20 protein-coding genes, 5 tRNA genes and 1 pseudogene are annotated in these 23889 nt (G+C 59.5%); 21 read left to right on the forward strand and 5 right to left on the reverse strand.

The window, feature by feature from the left end; all coding sequences use genetic code 11:
- Window positions 1-17 precede the first annotated feature (17 nt).
- The 15 genes from CAF70_RS20975 to mgtE all read left to right on the forward strand — a co-directional run bounded on the left by CAF70_RS20975 (window position 18) and on the right by mgtE (window position 14998).
- Window positions 18-1238 (forward strand): aspartate aminotransferase family protein, encoded by a 1221-nt coding sequence (locus CAF70_RS20975; RefSeq protein WP_085623086.1) that lies wholly within the window; start codon window positions 18-20, stop codon window positions 1236-1238.
- Window positions 1239-1370: 132 nt separating this feature from the next.
- The gene (gene aruF, locus CAF70_RS20980; RefSeq protein WP_085623087.1) at window positions 1371-2390 is read left to right on the forward strand and encodes an arginine/ornithine succinyltransferase subunit alpha; all 1020 of its coding nucleotides are present in this window, start codon (window positions 1371-1373) and stop codon (window positions 2388-2390) included.
- Between the two features lie 78 nt (window positions 2391-2468).
- Window positions 2469-3497 carry an arginine N-succinyltransferase gene (astA, locus tag CAF70_RS20985; RefSeq protein ID WP_085623088.1) on the forward strand — a complete coding sequence of 343 codons (1029 nt, stop codon included), beginning with the start codon at window positions 2469-2471 and terminating at the stop codon, window positions 3495-3497.
- The gene (gene astD / locus CAF70_RS20990; protein ID WP_085623089.1) at window positions 3498-4961 is read left to right on the forward strand and encodes a succinylglutamate-semialdehyde dehydrogenase; all 1464 of its coding nucleotides are present in this window, start codon (window positions 3498-3500) and stop codon (window positions 4959-4961) included. It begins immediately after the preceding gene.
- A gap of 23 nt (window positions 4962-4984) precedes the next feature.
- The gene (astB, locus tag CAF70_RS20995) at window positions 4985-6334 is read left to right on the forward strand and encodes an N-succinylarginine dihydrolase (RefSeq protein ID WP_085623090.1); all 1350 of its coding nucleotides are present in this window, start codon (window positions 4985-4987) and stop codon (window positions 6332-6334) included.
- A 14-nt stretch (window positions 6335-6348) separates the two neighbouring features.
- Window positions 6349-6639, forward strand: a complete 291-nt coding sequence (locus tag CAF70_RS21000) for a topoisomerase II (protein ID WP_003256592.1) — start codon at window positions 6349-6351, stop codon at window positions 6637-6639.
- Window positions 6640-6649: 10 nt separating this feature from the next.
- Complete coding sequence (gene astE, locus CAF70_RS21005) at window positions 6650-7657, forward strand: succinylglutamate desuccinylase (RefSeq protein WP_085623091.1); 1008 nt, start codon at window positions 6650-6652, stop codon at window positions 7655-7657.
- Between the two features lie 442 nt (window positions 7658-8099).
- The gene (alaS, locus tag CAF70_RS21010) at window positions 8100-10724 is read left to right on the forward strand and encodes an alanine--tRNA ligase (protein WP_085623092.1); all 2625 of its coding nucleotides are present in this window, start codon (window positions 8100-8102) and stop codon (window positions 10722-10724) included.
- An 86-nt stretch (window positions 10725-10810) separates the two neighbouring features.
- On the forward strand, window positions 10811-12046 hold the full coding sequence (locus CAF70_RS21015; RefSeq protein WP_085623093.1) for an aspartate kinase: 1236 nt from the start codon (window positions 10811-10813) through the stop codon (window positions 12044-12046).
- Window positions 12047-12212: 166 nt separating this feature from the next.
- Entirely contained in the window at window positions 12213-12401 is a 189-nt protein-coding gene (gene csrA, locus CAF70_RS21020; RefSeq protein ID WP_003254503.1) for a carbon storage regulator CsrA, read from the forward strand.
- A gap of 72 nt (window positions 12402-12473) precedes the next feature.
- A tRNA-Ser gene (locus tag CAF70_RS21025) sits at window positions 12474-12564 on the forward strand.
- Between the two features lie 106 nt (window positions 12565-12670).
- Window positions 12671-12747, forward strand: a tRNA-Arg gene (locus CAF70_RS21030).
- A 71-nt stretch (window positions 12748-12818) separates the two neighbouring features.
- Window positions 12819-12895, forward strand: a tRNA-Arg gene (locus tag CAF70_RS21035).
- A 72-nt stretch (window positions 12896-12967) separates the two neighbouring features.
- A tRNA-Arg gene (locus tag CAF70_RS21040) sits at window positions 12968-13044 on the forward strand.
- Between the two features lie 511 nt (window positions 13045-13555).
- The gene (gene mgtE / locus CAF70_RS21045; protein ID WP_085623094.1) at window positions 13556-14998 is read left to right on the forward strand and encodes a magnesium transporter; all 1443 of its coding nucleotides are present in this window, start codon (window positions 13556-13558) and stop codon (window positions 14996-14998) included.
- Between the two features lie 220 nt (window positions 14999-15218).
- Here mgtE and CAF70_RS21050 read toward each other — a convergent pair whose 3' ends face one another.
- On the reverse strand, window positions 15219-15545 hold the full coding sequence (locus tag CAF70_RS21050; protein WP_003254499.1) for an Arc family DNA-binding protein: 327 nt from the start codon (window positions 15543-15545) through the stop codon (window positions 15219-15221).
- Window positions 15546-15890: 345 nt separating this feature from the next.
- On the opposite strand from CAF70_RS21050, the gene phnN reads away from it, so the two are divergent.
- Together phnN and CAF70_RS21065 are read left to right on the forward strand one after the other, a co-directional pair.
- Window positions 15891-16484 (forward strand): phosphonate metabolism protein/1,5-bisphosphokinase (PRPP-forming) PhnN, encoded by a 594-nt coding sequence (gene phnN, locus CAF70_RS21060; protein ID WP_085623096.1) that lies wholly within the window; start codon window positions 15891-15893, stop codon window positions 16482-16484.
- 111 nt (window positions 16485-16595) lie between these two features.
- A tRNA-Arg gene (locus CAF70_RS21065) sits at window positions 16596-16672 on the forward strand.
- A gap of 69 nt (window positions 16673-16741) precedes the next feature.
- Here CAF70_RS21065 and CAF70_RS21070 read toward each other — a convergent pair.
- Together CAF70_RS21070 and CAF70_RS27975 are read right to left on the reverse strand one after the other, a co-directional pair.
- Window positions 16742-17299 carry a hypothetical protein gene (locus tag CAF70_RS21070; RefSeq protein WP_085623097.1) on the reverse strand — a complete coding sequence of 186 codons (558 nt, stop codon included), beginning with the start codon at window positions 17297-17299 and terminating at the stop codon, window positions 16742-16744.
- 40 nt (window positions 17300-17339) lie between these two features.
- Window positions 17340-17519 (reverse strand): annotated as a pseudogene (locus tag CAF70_RS27975) (serine recombinase); the annotation flags it as partial.
- 77 nt (window positions 17520-17596) lie between these two features.
- Here CAF70_RS27975 and CAF70_RS21080 point away from each other — a divergent pair.
- The 3 genes from CAF70_RS21080 (at window position 17597) to CAF70_RS27185 (ending at window position 20675) form a co-directional block, all read left to right on the forward strand.
- Complete coding sequence (locus CAF70_RS21080; RefSeq protein WP_085623098.1) at window positions 17597-18316, forward strand: hypothetical protein; 720 nt, start codon at window positions 17597-17599, stop codon at window positions 18314-18316.
- Between the two features lie 56 nt (window positions 18317-18372).
- A complete protein-coding gene (locus tag CAF70_RS21085) occupies window positions 18373-19188 on the forward strand; it encodes a hypothetical protein (RefSeq protein WP_085623099.1) in 816 nt (271 codons plus the stop codon).
- A gap of 68 nt (window positions 19189-19256) precedes the next feature.
- The gene (locus CAF70_RS27185; RefSeq protein WP_143491554.1) at window positions 19257-20675 is read left to right on the forward strand and encodes a hypothetical protein; all 1419 of its coding nucleotides are present in this window, start codon (window positions 19257-19259) and stop codon (window positions 20673-20675) included.
- Between the two features lie 148 nt (window positions 20676-20823).
- Here the strand turns inward: CAF70_RS27185 and CAF70_RS21095 are convergent.
- Together CAF70_RS21095 and CAF70_RS21100 are read right to left on the reverse strand one after the other, a co-directional pair.
- Window positions 20824-21986, reverse strand: a protein-coding gene (locus CAF70_RS21095; RefSeq protein WP_143491555.1) for an IS3 family transposase whose coding sequence is annotated in 2 segments (ribosomal slippage) — window positions 20824-21731 and window positions 21731-21986 — 1164 coding nt in all. Because the reading frame shifts where the segments join, the coding sequence is not laid out codon by codon here.
- A 68-nt stretch (window positions 21987-22054) separates the two neighbouring features.
- The gene (locus tag CAF70_RS21100) at window positions 22055-22585 is read right to left on the reverse strand and encodes a hypothetical protein (RefSeq protein ID WP_085623101.1); all 531 of its coding nucleotides are present in this window, start codon (window positions 22583-22585) and stop codon (window positions 22055-22057) included.
- Between the two features lie 216 nt (window positions 22586-22801).
- Here CAF70_RS21100 and CAF70_RS21105 point away from each other — a divergent pair, with 216 nt between their 5' ends.
- Window positions 22802-23800 carry a diguanylate cyclase domain-containing protein gene (locus CAF70_RS21105; RefSeq protein ID WP_085623102.1) on the forward strand — a complete coding sequence of 333 codons (999 nt, stop codon included), beginning with the start codon at window positions 22802-22804 and terminating at the stop codon, window positions 23798-23800.
- Window positions 23801-23889 lie beyond the last annotated feature (89 nt).

Genomic DNA, 23889 nt, shown 5'->3' on the forward strand with positions numbered 1-23889 from the left:
CTCTTCAGGAGACTCAGATGTCCGTTGAGCAAGCCCCGGTGCAACGTGCCGATTTCGACCAGGTCATGGTTCCCAACTATTCTCCGGCGGCCTTCATTCCTGTGCGAGGCGAGGGTTCCCGTGTCTGGGACCAGTCAGGTCGTGAGCTGATCGACTTTGCCGGCGGCATCGCGGTCAACGCCCTGGGCCACTGCCACCCGGCACTGGTCAAGGCCCTGACCGAGCAGGCCAACACCCTCTGGCACGTATCCAACGTGTTCACCAACGAGCCGGCGCTGCGCCTGGCCCACAAGCTGGTGGACGCCACCTTTGCCGACCGTGCGTTCTTCTGCAACTCCGGCGCCGAGGCCAACGAGGCCGCGTTCAAGCTGGCCCGGCGCGTTGCTCATGACCGCTTCGGCCCGGAAAAGCACGAAATCATTTCCACCGTGAACAGCTTCCACGGCCGTACCCTGTTTACCGTCAGCGTCGGTGGCCAGCCGAAGTATTCCGACGGCTTCGGTCCGAAGATCACCGGCATCAGCCACGTGCCGTACAACGACCTGGAAGCGCTGAGGGCACAGATTTCCGACAAGACCTGCGCCGTGGTGATCGAGCCGATTCAAGGCGAGAGCGGCGTGGTACCGGCTGACAAGGCCTACCTGGAAGGCGCGCGCAAACTGTGTGACGAACACAACGCCCTGCTGATCTTCGACGAAGTGCAGACCGGCGTGGGCCGTACCGGTTCGCTGTATGCCTACCAGCACTACGGTGTGACGCCGGATATCCTGACCAGCGCCAAGAGCCTGGGCGGCGGCTTCCCGATCGGCGCCATGCTGACCACCACCGAGCTGGCCAAGCACCTGGCCGTCGGCACCCACGGCACCACCTATGGCGGCAACCCGCTGGGTTGCGCCGTCGCCTGCGCAGTGCTGGACGTGGTCAACACCCCGGAAACCCTGGCTGGCATCAAGGCCAAGCACGAGCGTTTCAAGGTGCGCCTGGAGCAGATCGGCCAGAAGTACCAGCTATTCACCCAGGTGCGTGGCGTTGGCCTGTTGCTGGGCTGCGTGCTCGCCGACGCCTGGAAAGGCAAGGCCAAGGACGTGCTCAACGCCGCCGAGAAGGAAGGCGTGATGGTGCTGCAGGCCGGCCCGGATGTGGTCCGCTTTGCCCCAAGCCTGGTGGTTGAAGACGCCGATATCGATGAAGGCCTGGATCGCTTCGAGCGCGCCGTGGCCACCCTGACCCAGGCCTGAACGGCCTGAGGTCCCTTCGCCGGCTCCCGCGCTGCCTGCGGGCCGGCGATACCCGATTCCCGTGCAGGTGCCGGTGCACCTGCCGTTTTTTCGTGCCGCCGTGAGCGGTCCGTATTCCAAAGGAGTGACACCATGCTGGTGATGCGCCCCGCGCAAATGGCTGATCTGAACGAAGTGCAGCGCATGGCTGCAGACAGCCCCATTGGTGTCACCTCGCTGCCGGACGACGCTGCTCGCCTGGGCGACAAGATCGCCGCTTCCGAGACTTCCTTCGCCGCCGAGGTCAGCTTCAATGGCGAGGAAAGCTACTTCTTCGTCCTTGAAGACAGCGAAACCGGCAAGCTGGCAGGCTGCTCGGCGATCGTCGCCTCCGCCGGCTACTCCGAGCCGTTCTACAGCTTTCGTAACGAAACCTTCGTGCACGCCTCGCGCGAGCTGAAGATCCACAACAAGATCCACGTGCTTTCGCTGTGCCACGACCTGACCGGCAACAGCCTGCTGACCAGCTTTTATGTACTGCCGGAGCTGGTGAACAGTGGCTGGGCCGAGCTCAATTCACGTGGTCGCCTGTTGTTCATGGCTTCGCACCCGGAGCGCTTCGCCGATTCGGTGGTGACCGAGATCGTCGGCTACAGCGACGAGCAGAGTGAATCACCGTTCTGGGATGCCATCGGTCGCAACTTCTTCGACCTCAACTACGCCGATGCCGAACGCCTGTGCGGCCTCAAGAGCCGCACCTTCCTCGCCGAGCTGATGCCGCACTACCCGATCTATGTGCCGCTGCTGCCTGACCTGGCGCAGGAAGCCATGGGCCAGGTGCACCCGCGGGCGCAGATTACCTTCGACATCCTCATGCGCGAAGGCTTCGAGACCGAGCACTACATCGACATCTTCGACGGCGGCCCGACCCTGCATGCGCGTACCTCGGGTATCCGCTCGATCGCCCAGAGCCGGGTGGTGCCGGTGAAGCTCGAGGACGCCCCGGTCAAGGGCGGGCGCCCATACCTGGTGTGCAATGGCCAGTTGCAGGACTACCGCGCAGTGCTGCTGGACCTGGACTGGGTGCCCGGCAAGCCGGTCAGCCTGAGCCTGGCGGCCGCCGATGCGCTGGGGGTGGGCGAGGGCGCCAGCGTGCGCCTGGTCGCGGTCTGAGGTCTGGCAACAGACGTTTGCGGATTGATGCGTTAGCAGAGTTTCGCGCCGGCCGCCGCCGTCGCACAAGGAGATAGCATGATCGTTCGTCCTGTACGCAGCAGCGATTTGCCTGCGTTGATCGAATTGGCACGCAGCACCGGGACCACCGGGCTGACCACGCTGCCGGCCAACGAAGAGCGCCTGGGGCATCGCGTTGGCTGGGCGGAAAAAAGCTTCCGTGGCGAAGCCGAGCGCGCCGACACCGACTACCTGTTCGTGCTGGAAAACGACGAAGGCATGGTCGTGGGCATCAGTGCAATCGCCGGTGCCGTCGGCCTGCGCGAGCCCTGGTACAACTACCGGGTCGGCCTGACCGTCAGCGCCTCGCAGGAGCTGAAGATCTACCGCGAAATCCCCACCCTGTTCCTGGCCAACGACCTGACCGGCAACTCCGAGCTGTGCTCGCTGTTCCTGCGCAGTGACTACCGCTCCGGCCTCAATGGCCGCCTGCTGTCGCGGGCGCGCATGCTGTTCATCGCCGAGTTCCCCGAGCTGTTCGGCAAGAAGATCATCGCCGAAATGCGTGGCATGTCCGACGAGCAGGGGCGTTCGCCATTCTGGGAAAGCCTGGGCCGGCACTTCTTCAAGATGGAGTTCAGCCAGGCCGACTACCTCACCGGCGTGGGCAACAAGTCGTTCATTGCCGAACTGATGCCGAAGTTTCCGCTGTACACCTGCTTCCTGTCCGAGGCAGCGCGCAACGTGATCGGCCGCGTGCACAAGGACACCGAGCCGGCGCTGGCCATGCTCAAGCAGGAAGGCTTCAACTACCAGGGCTACGTCGATATTTTCGACGCCGGCCCCGCCATCGAGTGCGACACCGACAAGATCCGCGCCGTACGCGAAAGCCAGACCCTGGTGCTGGCCGTGGGCACACCGGGCGATGACGCCACCCCTTACATCATTCACAACCGCAAGCGCGACGACTGCCGCATCACGGCTGCACCTGCGCGGTTGGCCGCCGGTACCCTGGTGGTCGACCCCTTGACGGCCAAGCGCCTGCGCATGGGTGCCGGCGACAACGTGCGCGCGGTGCCGCTGTCGGCAAGCCGGGAGGCCAAATAAATGACCACGCATTACATCGCAGGCAACTGGCATGCCGGGCAGGGCGAAACCCTGCAGTCGCTCAACCCGGTAACGCAAGCCGTCGTCTGGGAGGGGCAGGGCGCCGACGCCAGCCAGGTGGATGCCGCCGTACAGGCTGCGCGTCACGCCTTCCCGGCCTGGGCGCAATTGAGCCTGGAAGCACGTATCGATGTGCTGGAGAAGTTCGCCACGCAACTGAAAGCGCATGCCGAAGCCATGGCCCAGTGCATCGGTGAGGAAACCGGCAAGCCCCTGTGGGAATCGGCGACCGAAGTCACCAGCATGATCAACAAGGTGGCGATCTCGGTGCAAAGCTACCGCGAGCGCACCGGCGAAAAGAGCGGCCCGCTGGCCGATGCCACGGCCGTGCTGCGGCACAAACCCCACGGTGTGGTGGCGGTTTTCGGCCCGTACAACTTCCCCGGCCACCTGCCCAACGGCCATATCGTGCCGGCGCTGCTGGCGGGCAACTGCGTGGTGTTCAAGCCCAGCGAGCTGACACCCAAGGTAGCCGAACTGACGGTCAATTGCTGGATCGCCGCCGGTTTGCCGGCGGGTGTGTTGAACCTGGTGCAGGGCGCGCGTGAAACCGGCGTGGCGCTGGCCGCCAATCCGGGTATCGATGGCTTGTTCTTCACCGGCTCCAGCCGCACTGGCAACCTGCTGCACCAGCAATTTGCCGGTCGCCCGGACAAGATCCTGGCCCTGGAGATGGGCGGTAACAACCCGCTGCTGGTGGACGAGGTCCAGGACCTCGACGCCGCGGTGTACACCATCATCCAGTCGGCGTTCATTTCCGCTGGCCAGCGCTGCACCTGCGCCCGTCGTCTGTTGGTGCCACAAGGCGCCTGGGGCGATGCGTTGATCGCGCGGCTGGTCGAAGTGAGCAGAACCATAACGGTTGGCGCGTTCGACCAGCAGCCCGCGCCGTTCATGGGCTCGGTGATTTCGCTGCAGGCGGCGCGGGCGCTGATTGCGGCACAGGCCGAACTGGTCGCCAAGGGTGCCGTGAAACTGCTGGAAATGACCCAGCCGCAGGCCGATGCGGCACTGCTGACCCCGGGCATTGTCGATGTCACCGCCGTGGCCGAGCGCCCGGACGAAGAGTTCTTCGGCCCGCTGCTGCAGGTAATCCGCTATGCCGACTTCGATGCTGCCATCGACGAGGCCAACAACACCCAGTACGGCCTGGCCGCCGGCTTGCTGTCCGACTCCCGTGCCCGCTACCAGTACTTCTGGCTGCGCAGCCGCGCCGGCATCGTCAACTGGAACAAGCAACTGACCGGCGCCGCCAGCAGCGCGCCGTTCGGTGGTGTCGGCGCCAGTGGCAACCACCGCGCCAGTGCCTATTACGCAGCCGATTACTGCGCTTACCCCGTGGCTTCGCTGGAGACCGCCAGCCTTGCCTTGCCGGCGACCTTGACGCCGGGCGTCACCCTATAACAACAGGTCACGGAGCCTAGCCGATGAAATCCTACGAAGTGAATTTTGATGGCCTGGTGGGGCCTACCCACAACTATGGCGGCCTGTCCTACGGCAACGTGGCTTCGCAGAGCAACAGCCAGCAGGGTTCCAACCCGCGCGAAGCCGCGCGCCAGGGCCTGGCGAAGATGAAAGCGCTGGCCGACATGGGCTTCAAACAGGGCGTGCTGGCGCCGCAGGAGCGCCCGGATGTGGCCGCACTGCGCCGCCTTGGCTTCAGCGGCAGCGATGCCGAAGTGATTCAGCGTGCTGCCAGAGAAGCCATGCCATTGCTGGTCGCCAGCTGCTCGGCCTCGAGCATGTGGGTGGCCAACGCCGCCACCGTAAGCCCCAGTGCCGACACGGCCGATGGCCGCGTGCACTTCACCGCTGCCAACCTCAACTGCAAGTACCACCGCAGCATCGAGCACCCGACCACCAGCCGCGTGCTCGGGGCCATGTTCAGCAATGAGCAGCATTTTGCCCACCATGCGGCACTGCCTGCCGTGGCCCAGTTCGGTGACGAGGGCGCGGCCAACCACACGCGCTTCTGCCGTAGCTACGGCGAGGCTGGCGTGGAGTTCTTCGTCTACGGCCGCAGTGCGTTCGACAGCCGCTACCCGGCGCCGCAGAAATACCCGGCCCGGCAAACCCTGGAAGCCTCACAGGCGGTGGCCAGGCTGCATGGCCTGAGCGACGATGGCGTGGTCTACGCTCAACAGAACCCGGCCGTGATCGACCAGGGCGTGTTCCATAACGATGTAATCTCGGTGGGCAACGGCGAGGTGCTGTTCTACCACGAGGACGCTTTCCTCGAGACCGACGCGGTACTTGGCCAGCTGCGAGCTAAACTGGCCAGCAAGGGTGGCAACTTCCAGGCCATCTGCGTGCCGCGGGCAGCGGTTACGGTGGAGGACGCGGTGCGTTCCTACCTGTTCAACAGCCAGCTGCTCAGCCGCGACGACGGTTCGATGCTGCTGGTGGTGCCGGAAGAGTGCCGCAACAACGAGCGGGTCTGGGCCTATCTGGGTCAGTTGACCAGCCAGGGCGGCCCGGTGAAGGAGGTCAAGGTATTCGACCTCAAGCAGAGCATGCAGAACGGTGGTGGCCCGGCGTGCCTGCGTTTGCGCGTGGCGTTGAAGGAAACGGAACTGGCAGCGGTCAACCAAGGCGTTATCATGACCGCCCCGCTGTACGACACCCTGCTGCAATGGGTCGACAAGCATTACCGCGATCGCCTAGGCGAAGCGGACCTGGCCGATCCGCAATTGCTGGTGGAATGCCGTACGGCACTGGACGAATTGACCCAGATCCTGAAGTTGGGCTCGGTGTACCCGTTCCAACGCCAACCTTGAAGAGAGACTTTGCAATGACCGACGCCCTGCGCCTTATCCTGGAAGATGAAGACGGCACCCAGCTGGAAACTTCCTGCACCCGCTTTGCCGTGGTCTGGCAAGGCAAGGAAGTGTGGATTCAGCAGGATGGCCGTGGCCAGTTGCTGATTGGCGTGGATGTCGAGGAAGACGACACCGAATACGCCAACCTGCTGCTGCGCCCGATGGCCACCAACCTGGTCAGCCTGCAGCTGGAAATGGAACCGGCGGAGGTCGGCGAAGACGACGATCACGTCCATGGCCCCGACTGCGGCCACCACCACTAAGGAAGTACCTATGCTCGCCCTTGGCAAATTGCTTGAGCTGACCCTCACCGATCACGAACCGGCCGAGAAGACCCAAGTGACACCCAAGGGCGCGCGGTTGCGCTGGCTGGGGGAGGGCGCGCTCGAAGTGCGCCCTGCCGAAAGCGAGGATTGCGGGTTGGACCTGCTGTTGTCCGCCGGCATCCACGGCAACGAAACGGCACCGATCGAATTGCTCGAGCGGCTGCTGCATGGTGTGGCCAACGGCAAGATCAAACCCAAGGCACGGGTGCTGTTCCTGTTCGGCAACCCGGCAGCCATCCGCAAGGGGGAGCGTTTCATCGAGCAGGACATCAACCGCCTGTTCAACGGCCGCCACGAGCTGTCCAGTGGCTTCGAGGCATTGCGTGCCGCCGAGCTTGAACAGTTCGCCCGGGTGTTCTTCAGCAAGCCGGGGCGCAGCCGGCTGCATTACGACCTGCATACTGCCATTCGTGGCTCGAAGATCGAGCAGTTCGCCTTGTACCCTTATAAAGAGGGGCGCAAGCATTCCCGCCGCGAACTGGCACGCCTGGCGGCGGCGGGCATGGAGGCGGTGTTGTTGCAAAGCAAGTCCTCCATCACCTTCAGCGCCTTCACCTACGAGCAGCTCGAGGCCGAAGCCTTCACCCTGGAGCTGGGCAAGGCCCGCCCGTTCGGTCAGAACGAGGAGGTGAACCTCGACAGGCTGGAAGAGCGGCTGATCCGCATCATCGAAAATACCGAGCCTGAAGGCGAAAGCTCGCTGGATGGCCTGCAGCTGTTCAGCGTTTCTCGCGAGATCATCAAGCACAGCGACAGCTTCCACCTGCACCTGCCGGCGGACATCGAGAATTTCTCCGAGCTGAGCAAGGGCTACCTGCTGGCCGAAGACCTGGCCGAGACGCGCTGGGTGGTCGAGGAGGAGGGCGCGCGCATCATCTTCCCCAACCCCAAGGTCAAGAACGGCTTGCGTGCAGGGATCCTCATCGTGCCCGATTCGGGGCAGCGCCTCGGTTAGCCGCAGCAAGAACGCCCAGCCCTTGGGCTGTGATATCGCGCATGAAACCCAATTGATGAGCGCAACGCGGCCTCTGTGGGAGCGGGCGTGCCCGCGAACAATCCAACTCGGTGCATGGCACCGGCTGCGCCGGTGTTCGCGGGCACGCCCGCTCCCACAAAGGGATCTGTGCTCGACTTGATTGCCCATGAAACTCTTTTAATTCACCGTCTGTTCCATTTTCCCTCCCCATGAGCGGTAATTGGCTTGCCAGTGGCGAAAGGCTGGATTTAGCATCCAGTGAAGTCGTTTTCGTTTGCATAGCCCGAAAAACCGTCCAAACGATGGTTTCTATCGTATAAACACACTGCATCGAGACCGCAGGACCGATATAATGCGGCCCTTTGCCGTCGTTTCGTCGACGCGTTTGCCCAACAGGGCCGCCGTTTCCGTGGAAGAACCTATGAAAAGCGCAGAAATCCGTGAAGCCTTCCTTCGCTTCTTCGAAGAGCAGGGCCATACCCGAGTCGCCTCCAGTTCGCTGATCCCGAACAACGACCCGACCCTGCTGTTCACCAACGCAGGCATGAACCAGTTCAAGGACTGCTTCCTCGGTGCAGAGAAGCGTGCCTACACCCGTGCGGTCAGCAGCCAGAAGTGCGTGCGCGCCGGTGGCAAGCACAACGACCTGGAAAACGTCGGTTACACCGCGCGTCACCACACCTTCTTCGAAATGCTGGGCAACTTCAGCTTCGGCGACTATTTCAAGCGCGACGCGATTACCTTCGCCTGGACCTTCCTGACGTCGGAAAAGTGGCTGAACCTGCCCAAGGAAAAGCTCTGGGTCACCGTCTACGCCACTGACGACGAAGCCTACGATATCTGGACCAAGGAAGTCGGCGTGCCGGCCGAGCGCATGGTGCGCATCGGTGACAACAAGGGCGCCCCGTACGCCTCCGACAACTTCTGGACCATGGGCGACACCGGCCCGTGCGGCCCGTGCACCGAGATCTTCTACGACCACGGCCCGGATATCTGGGGCGGCCCACCCGGCTCGCCGGAAGAAGACGGCGACCGCTACATCGAGATCTGGAACAACGTCTTCATGCAGTTCAACCGCACCGCCGACGGCGTGCTGCACCCGCTGCCAGCGCCGTCGGTGGACACCGGCATGGGCCTGGAGCGCGTCAGCGCCGTGCTGCAGCACGTGCACTCGAACTACGAGATCGACCTGTTCCAGAACCTGCTGGCGGCCGCGGCCAAGGCCATCGGTTGCAGCAATGACGGCCAGGCCTCGCTGAAAGTGGTCGCCGACCACATACGTTCGTGCGGCTTCCTGATCGCAGACGGTGTGCTGCCGTCCAACGAAGGTCGTGGCTACGTGCTGCGCCGCATCATTCGTCGTGCCTGCCGCCACGGTAACAAGCTGGGCGCCAAGGGCAGCTTCTTCTACCAGATCGTTGCCGCGCTGGTAGCGGAAATGGGCGAGGCCTTCCCGGAGCTGAACAGCCAGCAGGCGCACATCGAGCGCGTGCTCAAGGCCGAAGAAGAGCAGTTCGCCAAGACCCTGGAGCAGGGCCTGCGCATCCTCGAGCAGGACCTGGCCCAGCTCGAAGGCGACGTGGTGCCGGGCGACGTGGTGTTCAAGCTGTACGACACCTACGGTTTCCCGATGGACCTGACCGCCGACATCGCCCGCGAGCGCGAGCTGACCATCGACGAAGCCGGTTTCGAGCGCGAGATGGACGCCCAGCGTGAACGTGCCCGCTCCGCCAGCGCCTTCGGCATGGACTACAACAGCCTGGTCAAGGTCGACAGCGCCACCGAATTCCTAGGCTACGAAGCCACCGAAGGCCAGGGCAAGATCATCGCCCTGTACAAGGACGGCCAGGCCGTCGACCAGCTGGGTGAGGGCGAGCAGGGCGTGGTCGTGCTCGACCGCACGCCGTTCTACGCCGAATCCGGTGGCCAGGTGGGTGACACCGGCTACCTGCAGGCTGGCGCTGCGCGCTTCGACGTGCGCGACACCACGAAGACCGGCGGTGCCTTCCTGCACCACGGCGTGGTTGCCAGCGGTGCGCTGGTGATCGGTTCGCCGGTCGAGGCCAAGGTAGATGCCGAGGTGCAGCACGCCACCTCGCTGAACCACTCCGCCACCCACCTGCTGCACGAAGCGCTGCGCCAGGTACTGGGCGAGCACGTACAGCAGAAAGGCTCGCTGGTCGACAGCCAGCGCCTGCGTTTCGACTTCAGCCACTTCGAGGCGGTCAAACCGGAGCAGATCAAAGCCCTGGAAGACATCGTCAACCGCGAAGTGCGCAAGAACACTGCGGTAGAAACCGAACTGACCGACATCGAAACCGCCAAGGCCAAGGGCGCCATGGCGCTGTTCGGCGAGAAGTACGGCGACACCGTGCGTGTGCTGAGCATGGGCGGCGATTTCTCGGTGGAGCTGTGCGGCGGTATCCACGCCAAGCGCACCGGTGACATCAGCCTGTTCAAGATCATCAGCGAAGGCGGCGTGGCTTCGGGCGTGCGCCGAATCGAAGCGGTCACCGGCGCTGCTGCGCTGGCCTACCTGAACGCTGCCGAAGAGCAGGTCAAGGAAGCCGCGCAACTGGTGAAGGGTAACCGCGACAACCTGATCGACAAGCTGTCGGCTGTGCTCGAGCGCAACCGCCAGCTGGAGAAGCAGCTGGAACAGCTGCAGGCCAAGGCCGCCAGCGCCGCCGGGGACGATCTCTCCAACGCGGCCGTTGAGGTCAAGGGCGCCAAGGTGCTCGCCGCCCGCCTGGATGGGCAGGACGGCAAGGCCTTGCTGGCGCTGGTCGATCAGCTGAAGAACAAGCTCGGCCACGCAGTGATCCTGCTGGGCAGCGAGCATGAGGGCAAGGTCGTGCTGGTGGCCGGCGTGACCAAGGACCTCTCCAGCCAACTCAAGGCTGGCGATCTGATGAAGCAAGCCGCTGCGGCAGTGGGTGGCAAGGGCGGTGGCCGTCCGGACATGGCCCAGGGTGGTGGCGTCGACGTCGCTGCGCTGGACCAGGCCCTGGCGCTGGCCGTGCCATTCGCAGAGCAGGGACTTTGAGATGAAGGGGGGGATGGTCTAGTCGTCCCCCCCCCCTCATGTTGGATTGTTTTTTGGGGCCCTGTATGGGCTGAGGCACCATTGAAATGGCGTTGATCGTACAGAAATTTGGCGGCACCTCTGTCGGTTCCATCGAGCGGATCGAGCAGGTAGCCGATAAGGTCAAGAAACACCGTGAGGCGGGCGACGACCTGGTGGTTGTATTGTCGGCCATGAGCGGTGAAACCAATCGCCTGATCGACCTGGCCAAGCAGATCACCGATCAGCCGGTTCCGCGTGAACTGGACGTGATCGTGTCGACCGGCGAGCAGGTCACCATTGCCTTGCTGACCATGGCCTTGATCAAGCGTGGTGTGCCAGCGGTGTCCTACACCGGCAACCAGGTGCGCATTCTCACCGACAGCGCGCATAACAAGGCGCGCATCCTGCAGATCGACGACCAGAAGATTCGTGCCGACCTCAAGGAGGGCCGCGTGGTCGTGGTGGCGGGCTTCCAGGGCGTCGACGAGCACGGCAGCATCACCACCCTGGGCCGAGGCGGTTCCGACACCACCGGTGTGGCCCTGGCGGCGGCTCTGAAGGCTGACGAGTGCCAGATCTACACCGACGTCGATGGCGTCTACACCACCGACCCGCGCGTTGTGCCACAGGCCCGGCGCCTGGAGAAGATCACCTTCGAAGAGATGCTGGAAATGGCCAGCCTCGGTTCCAAGGTGCTGCAGATCCGTTCGGTGGAGTTCGCCGGCAAGTACAACGTTCCGCTGCGCGTGCTGCACAGCTTCAAGGAGGGTCCGGGTACCCTCATTACCATTGATGAAGAGGAATCCATGGAACAGCCGATCATTTCCGGTATCGCCTTCAACCGTGATGAAGCCAAGCTGACCATTCGCGGCGTGCCGGACACCCCGGGCGTGGCCTTCAAGATCCTCGGCCCGATCAGCGCCTCGAACATCGAGGTCGACATGATCGTGCAGAACGTTGCCCACGATAACACCACCGACTTCACCTTCACCGTACACCGCAACGAGTACGAGAAGGCGCAGAGCGTGTTGGAAAATACCGCCCGCGAAATCGGCGCCCGTGAAGTGATCGGCGACACCAAGATCGCCAAGGTCTCGATCGTTGGCGTCGGCATGCGTTCGCACGCCGGTGTGGCCAGCCGCATGTTCGAAGCCCTGGCCAAGGAGAGCATCAACATTCAGATGATCTCCACCTCCGAGATCAAGGTTTCGGTCGTGATCGAGGAGAAGTACCTGGAGCTGGCCGTGCGCGCGCTGCACACCGCGTTCGAGCTTGACGCTCCGGCACGACAGAGCGAGTAATACGCTGCCTGGAAGGGCGCGGCTTGCCGCGCCCTTCGCGTTTCTGCTCGCCACGCAGGCCTGTCCTGCCCTGCGTGGTGAGTAACCGGGGCCCGAGTCGTCGTCCACGACCAGGCCGCAACACCCATGACTGTTACCCCTGAATGTTTTGCGTAAGGAGAAAGCTATGTTGATTCTGACTCGTCGGTGCGCCGAGAGCCTGATCATTGGAGACGGCGAGATCACCGTGACGGTGCTCGGCGTCAAAGGCAACCAGGTGCGTATTGGCGTCAGCGCCCCGAAAGAAGTGGCTGTGCACCGCGAAGAAATCTACCTGCGGATCAAGAAAGAGAAGGACGAGGAGCCAAGCCTTTAATTTTTTTGAAGTTTTTTTCAAAAAAAGGGTTGCAAACGAGGAAGAGCCTGTTTAATATTCGCCTCGTGTTGCGGTGAGGTGGCCGAGTGGCCGAAGGCGCTCCCCTGCTAAGGGAGTATACCTCATAAGGGTATCGGGGGTTCGAATCCCCCCTTCACCGCCATTATTCGCTTAGGGCGCTGTAAACGGTAAGAACGCTAAGTAGTTGATTTTAAACGAAAAAGTTCTTGCAAAAATGTTTCAGCGACCTATAATGCGCGGCAAGACACGGACTCATAGCTCAGCTGGATAGAGTACTCGGCTACGAACCGAGCGGTCGGAGGTTCGAATCCTCCTGAGTCCGCCACTTTTGAAGTGGCTTTGCATGCAAGGCTGCTTCAAGAAACCAGTGGTAACCTGGTCTAAAAATACCATCGCGGACTCATAGCTCAGCTGGATAGAGTACTCGGCTACGAACCGAGCGGTCGCAGGTTCGAATCCTGCTGAGTCCGCCACTTTTTGAAGTGGCTCTGCTTGCAAAGGCGCTTCAACCAACCAGTGGTAACCTGGTCTAAAACTACCACCACGGACTCATAGCTCAGCTGGATAGAGTACTCGGCTACGAACCGAGCGGTCGGAGGTTCGAATCCTCCTGAGTCCGCCACACCCAATCAAGAAGCCCGCTCATTTGAGCGGGCTTTTTGTTTTTCTGCGCCAATGAATTGTTGCTGATGTCGATCTAAGCTCATCTGTAGATTGAGCGTGTGCCTTTGGGGCCGCTGCGCGACCCTTTCGCGACACAAGCTCCTACAGAAGTACGCGATCCCTTGTAGGAGCGGCCTTGTGTCGCGATGGGCTGCAAAGCAGCCCCAGAATCGATCAGGCACCACAAACACATCCTGGCACATATCAAATGTGCTTTAACCGCCAGACCCACCGTCGCACTGATAGCTTCGAGCGTTGTCCCAGCTTTATCACGCAAACGATTGTTCTGGCCAAAATTTTAAGCGATCTGACAGCTTTAGCAGTGTATGATTGCGCCCGTCAGCCCCGCCGGGGCTTGTGGAAAACCACCATGGACTTACCCAGTAGTTACTCGCTAACAAGATTCATACAGAAAGATCTGACCGATTGATTCTCCCGGCGTGCTCCGCTGCTGGGAGTGGAGTTCGCCTATGACTGAAGTAGAAGTAAAAAAAGCGCAGGAAAGCCTGCAGGACCGCCTGGCCCAGGTGGTCGAACTGCTGCAGCGCCAGCGCGTGGTCGAAGACCTGACCCACCGTCAGGAAGGCGCCCACAACGACCTGGTGGAAAACCTGGTCCACCGCCAGAACCTCGTCGAGCTGCAGCGCAAGCTCGATGACCTGCACCCCGCCGACATCGCCTATATCCTCGAAGCCTTGCCACTGGAAGACCGCCTGACGGTCTGGCAGCTGGTGCGCTCGGATCGCGATGGCGACATCCTGCTGGAAGTCTCCGATGCTGTGCGGCAATCGCTGATCGCCGACATGGACGATCACGAGCTGCTCGCCGCCGCCAAGGAAATGGACGCCGACGAGCTGGCCGACCTGGCCCCTGAGCTGCCGCGTGACGTTGTTCACGAGCTGATGGAAACCCTCGATGCCCAGCAACGCGAGCGCGTGCGTTCGGCGCTGAGCTACGACGAGGAGCAGGTTGGTGCGCTGATGGACTTCGAGATGGTCACCATCCGCGAAGACGTCAGTCTGGAAGTGGTGTTGCGCTACCTGCGCCGCCTGAAAGAGCTGCCGAACCACACCGACAAACTGTTCGTGGTCGACTATGACGGCATTCTCAAGGGCGTATTGCCGATCAAGCGCCTGCTGGTCAACGACCCGGAGAAAATGGTGGCGGAGGTCATGGCGACCGACCCGGTCTCCTTCCACCCCGAGGAAGATGCCTATGATGCGGCGCAGGCCTTCGAGCGTTATGACCTGGTATCGGCGCCGGTGGTGGACAAGAACGAACGCCTGATCGGCCGTTTGACCATCGATGAAATGGTCGACCTGATTCGTGAAGAAAGCGAAAGCGAAGTGCTGAACATGGCCGGTTTGCGCGAGGAAGAAGATATCTTCGCCTCGGTCTGGCGTTCGCTGCGCAACCGCTGGGCCTGGTTGGCCATCAACCTGATCACTGCTTTCGTTGCATCGCGTGTGATCGGCCTGTTCGAAGGTTCGATCGAGAAACTGGTAGCCCTGGCGGCGTTGATGCCGATCGTGGCGGGTATTGGCGGCAACTCCGGTAACCAGACCATCACCATGATCGTACGCGCCATGGCGCTGGACCAGGTATCGCCGGGCAACACCAGCCGCCTGATGCGCAAGGAGCTGGCGGTATCGCTGCTCAACGGCCTGATCTGGGGCGGGGTGATCGGCGCGGTGGCATTCTGGCTGTATGGCAGCTGGTCGTTGGGCCTGGTGATGACCGCGGCGATGACCTTGAACCTGCTGTTGGCGGCCTTGATGGGGGTGTTGATCCCGATGACCCTGACTCGCCTGGGGCGCGACCCGGCGATGGGCTCCAGCGTGATGATTACCGCGGTGACCGACAGTGGCGGGTTCTTCATCTTCCTTGGGCTGGCCACGCTGTTCCTGCTGTAACCGGTCTTTCCGGCCTACGCGATCCCTGTAGGAGCGGCCTTGTGTCGCGATGGGCCGCAAGGCGGCCCCAGGATTTCAGCGGTGCCGCATGAATTTTTGGGGCCGCCTAGCGGCCCATCGCGACACAAGGCCGCTCCTACAAAGGACCGCGTCTCTTGCAGGACCATCCGCCCATAAAAAAAGCCAGCTTACGCTGGCTTTTTCATGTGCGCTGCAAACCTCAGGAAGCGTCGGCAGCCATTTCCACATCGTGAGCGATGAGGGCGACCAGCGCGTTCTGCTGGCGGTGGGACAGTTGGCGGAAGCGTTGCAGCAACTCGCGTTCATGCAGGGACAGTTCGGGGCTGTCCAGGCGCATGCTCAACTCGTCACCCAGCGCACCTTCCTGGATAAGGCTCTGTTCCAGGCGCGCGATGATCTCGGAGTTCATGCTGCGGTGATGGTTGCGCGCTACCTCGGCAATGCGCTCACGCATTCCGTCTGGCAGGCGGACGACGAACTTGTCAGCGGTGCGGCTCGAATAAATAGCCTGTTTCATTGGGCGCATATAAATTGACCGGATTTTGGTTCAGGGGAAGCGGTTCTCAAATTGGCCGCACGGGGTGGTAGTACGACCGTGGCGACGACAGAATGTTCAACCGTCGGTGAAAAATGGATGCTCATCTTGCCTCATGGTCGCCGTTTCCTTGGCGTCAATTCTGTGACAAATAGTGAGCCGAATAAAGGCTTTATGCCAGTACCAATTATCAGAAATGAGTACTGGTTTGAAAAGTTTTACATGCGCCGGCTTGCCCAACTGTCAGACTTTTGCCGTCAAAAACTGGTAAAAAGCAGCAAAAGGACAGGAAAACCACTAGAATGCGCCGGTTCCCTCTCATAGAGCATAGTGGCTATGCAACATGACGCAAGCGACCGCCAATCAGGGACAGGCCGGTTGATATTTCTTATAGGACCGTCGGGTTCAGGGAAAGATTCCCTGATCGACGCGTCACGTGAGCGGCTGACTGCCGCCGGGGTGGAAATCGCCCGTCGCGTCATAACCCGTTCGGCCGAAGCCAGGGGCGAAGCCGCCCACGGGGTCACGGCCGAACAGTTCGAAACACTGCGGGCTCAGGGTGCGTTCGCCATGCATTGGCGAGCCAATGGCCTGGATTACGGCATTCCACAGCAGCTTGACCAGTGGCTGGCGGCGGGCAGGGCGGTGCTGGTGAATGGTTCGCGCGCTTATCTGACCGAGGCGCGCCAGCGCTACCCGAACCTGCTGGCAGTGCGTGTCGAGGTCAGGCCCGAGGTGCTGCGCGAGCGCTTGCTGGCGCGCGGTCGGGAAACCGCAGATGAGGTCGAGCAGCGGCTGGCCCGTAACGCCCGCTTGCAGGCGCTGAACGATCCGTCGGTGCATGTGCTGGACAATTCCACCAGCCTGGAAGCAGCGGTCGCGGCGTTGTTCGCGCTGCTGCGTGATGAAGGTGTGTTGCCGCAGGTGTAGCATTGGCAGAAAAGGATTACGCGAAAAAGCCCGCTTGAAGCATGACAAACGCCGGCATGCTGGTTAACATGCTGGCCGTCCCGCTGTGCAGCGCTCGTTGCCGGCACTTGCGTCTCAGTAGCTCAATTGGATAGAGCATCCCCCTCCTAAGGGGAAGGTTGCAGGTTCAATTCCTGCCTGGGACGCCATATTTTACGCGGGTTTCAGATGTTTTGACTCTTAGGCGAATGATATCCGCGGGTGCAGAGTGGGTGCATCTACTGGCCGTCATCGTGGATGTAGCCTCCCGTGGCGTTCAAAAGATGATCAGACTCATGCAGTCCGTGCATCTTGGCCAAGTACTGCATCAATTCGGTGAACTGGATTTTGGCTTTCGCCGCCCATGCCTTATTCAGCTTGGTGAACCAGGCTGGTTCCAAGTGGTTCGTGGTCAAATACCGATGTGCTTCGGCAGGGTCCTCAAATACCGGACCAAGCGTACGCTCGGGTTTTCCGTGAGCCAACTTGTCTCTGAGCATGAACAAGCTGCTCGCAAACTGCAGGTGCGATTGTCCCCAGTCAGCTTTCTGGCCAGCCAACTCGTGGAGAATAGTCACTTTCTTCCTCCAGGGCAGTCGCTCCAGCTCATTCCAGTAGCTGATACGTTTTGCCCCGAGATTGTTCAGGTAAGACTCGACCGCGAAGGCCATAAAGACAACGGCAGGAACCACAAGCGTGGCTGAGTCGGGTTCTTTTTCGATCTGGTAGAGCATATGCATAAGGACCCGCACATTCATACCTTGTGCGGTCACTTCGCGAAACGGCTGGTACGTCATAGAGCCTCTCAAGCGTTCGGCTGGGAATCACGGATTCGTAAACGGTGGTGGTGGAGCAGTTCGCGTGTTTAGCTGTGGCCCGGATGCCCAGGCCGGCGCCAAGCAGTTCCTTGACTCGCTTGTGCAGTTCCTCGTCAACCGGTCGGCCTTGGGACTTGCCTTCCGCTTTTGCCTTCTGGATGCCTTGCGCCTGGCGTTCGCGGCGCTGCTCTCCATCCCTGTTTAGCGGGTGTCCTCAAATCTGAGGACACCCTACAATCTAGGGGAAACTCACGGAAATTATGGCAGGAGGGAGCCATGTCTGAGCAGGAATCTGGGATAAGCGCGGTAATGGACTTTGGCGGGATGCTTGCCACCTTTGTGACAGCGGTCGCGACAATATTTTTGTGGCGTGTCACCAAGTTGCTCGCGAAAGAAACCACGAGGATGGCCGAAGCATCAGATCAGCCTCATGTGGTCGCGACTCTCAGCCCAAATCGCTGGTCTCTGCGTCACTTTGACTTGGTTGTGGATAACACTGGAAATGCCACGGCTTACGACATCCAAATTCAGTTTGATCCCCCGCTTCAAAATGGAGAGGCCCGCAGGGAGGATGCGAAAATTCCTTTTGAGCGCGTTAGCGTTTTGAAGCCAGGTCAGGGCTTGCGAAGCTACCTTGCCGACATCAGCGTCTTAGAGGGCAAAGCTTTCAAGGTCTCGATTTCGTGGCGCCGAGGCGATAAGGGGAAGCCGAGGGAGACCAATGTGTACACATTGACCATGGCGGATTACATGGGGACAAGCGAACTTGGACGAGACCCTCTAATCGACATGGCACGTAGCCTTCAAAAGGTGGAAAAAAGTCTAGGATCCATGGTGCGTTCAAAGCACCTGAAGGTCGATGTCTATACGTCCGCTGATCGTATGCAGGAGCGGCAAGATACGCTTGATACCCTTGAACGGATGGAGGCAAGGCGATCCTCTGAAAAGCCCAGGCCGACGTTGAATGATAACTCCATACCACGAGCTGATTTGTAGAGCGTGACCGCACCTAGTCACGCTGTTTAGGTGTCCTATATGGAATTCTGGGATATATGCGAAGAATAGTGGTCGACACAAATTTTTTGGAGAGGCCGGAGCTTCGAAGCTACCTTAAAAGGAACCCGCAAAACTATGCGGTGATTGCGGATTATACAGCGATAGAGATGTATAAGTGCGGAGAACTGACGGCACTTAGTAAGCGGGTTTCGATTATTCGTGACTATGATTCGCAAATAGGAATAATTAAAAGCACTTATCATGCCTGTGCAGTGCGTGGCCGCAGAGCTGGTTTGCAGAGTCGTTTAATAGATGGCTTTCAAACATCCATTTTTCCTGAATTCATCAGGTTGCTTGACTCCGCTATAGCAGGGGATGTTCAGACCCTGGATGCGTTTGGCGAGCATGTGAAAGCTGCCAAAACCCAGATGCAGAGTCTGCTTGCGGGATCTGAAATCGTAATAAATGGTATGGTTGAGATGTACAGCAATTTCTCAACGGCAGACCTGCAAAAAATTAGGGCCGGCCGGGGAATTGATGTGGCCCTATCTGCTCAGGGTACTAGCGATATACTTGCGATGGCTTACAGTTTCTTTAGCGGTCATCCCAATGTTCGCGTCATTCCAAACGCTACTGAGCTGCCATACACCTATTTGTTTAGAGTGGCAGTTTCCGCGTACTTTTATACATTAGACAGAGCAAAAGATGGCATAGCATCAAACCTGTCACCTGCGAAGGTTCGTAATGACATGATAGACATTTACACCCTGGCCTACGGAACGCTTTTTGATGGTTTATTCTCGGAGGATGAACGAGCAAACAGGGTGTTTCGATTAGTCAAAAAATATCTTGAAATCCGTAAAGTCGTTTGATTACTTGGTGTCCTTAGATCTAGCCTGCCTTATTAGCTTGCGCACGGCGCTATTTAGATGGAATTTTTATGAGTCAGAACTTAACTGGACTGTTCTTGGGCGCAGGCGCTTCGTTCGATGTTGGAATGCCTCTTGTTTGGGATCTGACTAAAAAAACAAAAAACTGGCTGACGCCAGAAAAATTGCGCAGATTCAATGAAGGCTGGAAAAGGCAAGGTGGTGGGGTTTCAAATTCGATTATTGAGGAATTGATAGGTGTTATGTCGAGGGAAGACTTGCATTATGAGAGTGTTCTCGGATATCTAGAGGTTCAATCTAAACGACACGGCGGTGACTCTGCAGGGTACCACACGATGTATTCGTGGATGGTGGAGATGGTTTATATGCAGCTGTATTTGCAGCATGTAAATGGATCTCAATTTATTATAGATCATCTTGATCTCTATAGAGGGATAAATGCCCTTTATGAAAATAACACACCGTTATGGGTATTTTCACTAAATCACGACTCCATTGTGGAGATGATTGCCAAAAATCTTTCTATTCCGTTGTATTCAGGTTTTACAGACGCATTGGTTGAGCTACCTCGACGGAACGCCGCAGGGGAAATAATTGGTACTCTTTTGGCTGAATCAATCTCTAAAAATGAGTTGGATAACGGATGTATGCGGTTCCCCAATCCACCGGAGCCTGGGATATACTTGCTCAAGCTTCACGGATCTCTTGATATATTCGTCCACAATGACAATTCTGATTTGGTAAAAATTCTTCCCCAAGGTGATACACCTGAGGCTGTCATTGACTCTCTGCGGGCCGCTAACGAAGAGTTGGTTTATGTAGATCAGCGTGCGCCTGGCGGTAAAGCCAAAGTACTAAACGAGATAGCCTACGCTGACTTTGATGGAGAAATGCAATTTCTCCGCAGAACCCTACTTTCTGGAGCTCAGAAATTCAATGAGCGGTCTTCTCAGGTTCTTCCTAAGTCGATGCTAAAGCACTTCAGAAGTAATATAAATTTCGTCCGCGAGTTGATTTGTGTTGGTTACGGATTTGGTGATCTGCACATTAATGAGATTATGAAATCTTGGTTGGAGTTTTCTGCGGATAGGACTATCAAAATCGTAAGTCCAGGCGCGAGGTCGATTCCGTCCTTTCTCTTGCATCTTGCTCCGCAGGTTGAGTTAGCTTCGAGCGGGGCTACGGAATTTTTTGATGAAATAGCGGGAATAAAGAGGTCTGAAAAAGAGTTGCTAGCGAAAAGAATTTTCCTGGCGACTCGTAGACTTGGACCTCTCAAAAGTGCGGAAGCGCTTAAGTTTTTTGAGGCGAGTGAGCGCGATAGGCATCTCGCTGCCGTCGCGGAAATGGTGTTATCGATTAAAGACGGAGAAGATCCGGAAAGCATTTTAAAGAGAACTGAAGACGTCGTAGCTTCGGAAATCGAATCGAGTCGACGTTTTTTAGAACATCTTGAATCTCTGTCCTGAGTCACACGGGGGTGTACTCAAAAGTGAGGCCACCCTACTTACCCGGGATTTGGGGTGTTTACAGGTGACTCAGGCTCACATCAAGCCTTGTCCTGCGCCACGATTGAAGCCGAGATGATAGCCCCGCCCCAGCGGCGGTGTGTAGTGGTCAACTCATCCCGGACACGATTTTGAGTTTTTCTTCAGCTTTCGCCGGAGCCAGCCCGTCGTTGAACTGATGAGGCCGGATCCAGTTGTAGTGGCCCATCAGGTATTGGCCAATGTCTCGTTGAGCTTGCTGCCCGGTCAGGTAGCCCGTGGTCGGTATCCACTCTGATTTCAAGCTGCGAAAGACTCGCTCCATCGGTGCATTATCCCAACAGTTGCCTCGGCGGCTCATGCTCTGGCGCATGCGGTAGCGCCACAGTCTCTGGCGGAACTGACGGCTGCCATATTGCGATCCCTGGTCGGAGTGGAACAGGAGTCCTTGAGGCTTTCCACGTTGTTCGTAGGCGACGTCCAGTGCTTTGACCACCAGGTCTCCATCCGGCTTTTCTGATAAGGCCCAGCCAACCACTCTGCGTGCATAGAGATCCAGGACAACTGCCAGATAGTGCCATTTGCCCTGTGCCCAGACGTAAGTGATGTCTCCACACCAGACCTGATTTGGAGCTTCGACATCAAACGCTCGGTTCAAGGTATTCGGTATATCTGGCCGCTCCACTGTGGCCTTTTTGTACGCATGTGATCCTGGCTGCTTGCTGATCAACGCCAGCTCACGCATCAGGCTGCGTACCTTGAACCGCCCGATTTGCTCACCCTCTTCTTGCATCATTGCCATGATGGTGCGGCTGCCGGGCGCACTTCGACCTCGCGTGAACAACTCATTCACTCGACTGCGCAACCGTAGTCGTTCAACGTCCGGAGTTCGCCTTCTGTGACGATGTGCGTAGTAACTTGAGCGAGTGACTTCGAGCACTTCGCACAAACAATCAGCGGGCTCATGGTCGCTGAGCTGGCGGATCAGCGCGTACGCTCGAGATCTTCCGACATCAAGAGCGCGGTAGCCTTTTTTAGTATCGATTTCTCGCGTTCAAGGCGCGTGATCCGGGCTTCCAACTCTTGGATTTTTTGCTGCTCTGGCGTCAACGCTTTGCTGGCCGGCGTAACGCCGCCGCGCTCCTGCTGAAGTTGATTAACCCATCGGCGCAGGGCCGACTCGACCAAGCCGAGCGAACGGGCCGCTTCGGCATGGCTGTAGCCTTGATCGAGCACCAGGCAGGCAGCTTCGCGCTTGAACTCAGGGGTAAAGGTACGGCGTTGCTTGGTCATCGGACACCTCTCTGTGGCGAGCATTCTCGCCTAAATGGGTGTCCGGGGTTAGTAGACCACTACACCTGTTACATTCCCGTGCGTGCTGTCAGGTGCTGCCCATCCTCAGTGGTTTCCCGCGCAGTGGCTTGGTCGTCGATCTTTGCCTGGGTCTTTATTTCCACATCTTCCTGCATACGTTGGGCAAGCTGCTGGGCGACCTTTTCCTTCTGCTCGGGCGGTAAGGCGTTGTATTCGTCCTCGGTCATGCCCAGTTCATGCAACAGCTTCTCCTTGATCATCTCGCCCGGGGTCTTGTTCATGTAGTCGTCAAAGGCCTGGCGGGCGCTGCTGGTTTCCGCAGTCGCCCCGTCCCCCGGTGGGCTGCCGGCGGCCTCGGGGTTGTGCAGCATTACCTTGAGCCTGGCAAAGGCTTCTTCGCGGGCGTCATCGGCATTCTGCTGCGCAGTATTGCCTCGGCTGCCGTGTTGCGCGGTGGCATTGCTGGCGACCATCAGCGGGCTGAGCTGCGGTCCATTGGCCGGCGTTTGCTCGTTGCTGGTGCGCTGCTGCTGATGTACTACGGCCTGCCAGCCGAGGCCGTTGATGGCAATCGACATGGGGTCCTCCTCGGAAAGGTGATTGGCCAGTGTGGAATGGCAAATGCCATGCCAGCCGCCAACGCCGAGAAAATAAGGGGTTGGGGTATTCCGATGGTGGCACGCTGGGCATATGCTTGCCCGTCAGAGGCATGACCTTGCCGCCTGCGGCAATGACCACCACTGTCGGCAGCCCCTTGATCGGAGCGAAGTTGCTGGGCATCAGGGAGAGCATTCATGAGTCAGGAAACCCGGCCGGTACCTGCCGGCTTCAGCGAGCAGCAGTTGCATACGTTGTTCGATTTGATCAGCGATGGCATTTGGGACTGGAATGCCAATACCGGCTATGTCTATCGCAACCCGGGCTGGTACGTCATGCTCGGCTACCCCAGCCATTCCATGGCCAATTCAGTGCTCACCTGGGAAAGCGTGATCCACCCGGAGGACTACCCTCGGGTGATGGCGCATTTCGAGGCGTACATCAACCAGCGCAACGAGCACTACCTGGTCGAATACCGCTGTCGTTGCCAGGACGGTAGCTACCTGTGGGTCGAGGACAGCGGCTACATCATCGACCGTAATCCGGATGGCTCGGTGGCGCGCATGCTTGGTGCCCACCGCAACATCGATGCCGGCAAACGCCTGGTGGCGCAGCTGCAGCAGAAGAACCAGTCGCTGGAAAGCCAGGTCGCCGAACGCACCCGCGAGCTGTCGTGGGTGAACCAGCAGTTGCAGCGGCAACTGGATGAGAACCGCGAGTTGGCCGAACGCGATGCCTTGACCCGGGTCGCCAACCGCTACCGGCTGGAAAACGTGCTGCAGCGGGAATGTCAGCGCGCCCAGCGCTTTCGCCAGCCGTTGTCGCTGATTGCCATGGACCTGGATGACTTCAAGCCGATCAATGACCGTTATGGCCATGCCCAGGGTGATGCGGCGCTGGTGCGGGTGGTCGACAGCCTGCGAACCTGCCTGCGAGAGCCGGACCTGCTGGCCCGTTGGGGTGGTGACGAGTTCGCCATCGTGCTGCCACAGACCTCGCTGGGCGAAGCGCTGGAGGTGGCGGGGCGATTGCGCCAGGTGATGGAGCGGCTGGGGCCGGTGGGCGATTGCCGGCTGACCATGAGCTACGGCGTGGTGCAATGGCAGGAAGAAGATGACCCGTATACGCTGCTGGCGCGTGCCGACCAGGCGCTGTACCGGGCCAAGGATGCTGGCAAGAACGCCATTTCGGAGTAAACCGAGCGGGCCTCTTCGCGGGTGAACCCACTCCCACAGGTATTGCACAAGGCTCAAAGGCAGTACAAATCCTGTGGGCGGGTTTACCC

Source organism: Pseudomonas sp. B19(2017) (assembly GCF_002113165.1).
Taxonomy (GTDB): domain Bacteria; phylum Pseudomonadota; class Gammaproteobacteria; order Pseudomonadales; family Pseudomonadaceae; genus Aquipseudomonas.

Coding starts and splice junctions, on each gene's coding strand:
- CAF70_RS21105 (WP_085623102.1), top strand. CDS start 22,802: ATGAGTCAGGAAACCCGGCCGGTACCTGCCGGCTTCAGCGAGCAGCAG.
- CAF70_RS21100 (WP_085623101.1), bottom strand. CDS start 22,585: ATGTCGATTGCCATCAACGGCCTCGGCTGGCAGGCCGTAGTACATCAG.
- CAF70_RS21000 (WP_003256592.1), top strand. CDS start 6,349: ATGACCGACGCCCTGCGCCTTATCCTGGAAGATGAAGACGGCACCCAG.
- astE (WP_085623091.1), top strand. CDS start 6,650: ATGCTCGCCCTTGGCAAATTGCTTGAGCTGACCCTCACCGATCACGAA.
- CAF70_RS20975 (WP_085623086.1), top strand. CDS start 18: ATGTCCGTTGAGCAAGCCCCGGTGCAACGTGCCGATTTCGACCAGGTC.
- astB (WP_085623090.1), top strand. CDS start 4,985: ATGAAATCCTACGAAGTGAATTTTGATGGCCTGGTGGGGCCTACCCAC.
- CAF70_RS21080 (WP_085623098.1), top strand. CDS start 17,597: ATGTCTGAGCAGGAATCTGGGATAAGCGCGGTAATGGACTTTGGCGGG.
- CAF70_RS21070 (WP_085623097.1), bottom strand. CDS start 17,299: ATGACGTACCAGCCGTTTCGCGAAGTGACCGCACAAGGTATGAATGTG.
- mgtE (WP_085623094.1), top strand. CDS start 13,556: ATGACTGAAGTAGAAGTAAAAAAAGCGCAGGAAAGCCTGCAGGACCGC.
- CAF70_RS27185 (WP_143491554.1), top strand. CDS start 19,257: ATGAGTCAGAACTTAACTGGACTGTTCTTGGGCGCAGGCGCTTCGTTC.
- phnN (WP_085623096.1), top strand. CDS start 15,891: ATGCAACATGACGCAAGCGACCGCCAATCAGGGACAGGCCGGTTGATA.
- CAF70_RS21050 (WP_003254499.1), bottom strand. CDS start 15,545: ATGCGCCCAATGAAACAGGCTATTTATTCGAGCCGCACCGCTGACAAG.
- astA (WP_085623088.1), top strand. CDS start 2,469: ATGATCGTTCGTCCTGTACGCAGCAGCGATTTGCCTGCGTTGATCGAA.
- aruF (WP_085623087.1), top strand. CDS start 1,371: ATGCTGGTGATGCGCCCCGCGCAAATGGCTGATCTGAACGAAGTGCAG.
- CAF70_RS21015 (WP_085623093.1), top strand. CDS start 10,811: ATGGCGTTGATCGTACAGAAATTTGGCGGCACCTCTGTCGGTTCCATC.
- alaS (WP_085623092.1), top strand. CDS start 8,100: ATGAAAAGCGCAGAAATCCGTGAAGCCTTCCTTCGCTTCTTCGAAGAG.
- csrA (WP_003254503.1), top strand. CDS start 12,213: ATGTTGATTCTGACTCGTCGGTGCGCCGAGAGCCTGATCATTGGAGAC.
- astD (WP_085623089.1), top strand. CDS start 3,498: ATGACCACGCATTACATCGCAGGCAACTGGCATGCCGGGCAGGGCGAA.
- CAF70_RS21085 (WP_085623099.1), top strand. CDS start 18,373: ATGCGAAGAATAGTGGTCGACACAAATTTTTTGGAGAGGCCGGAGCTT.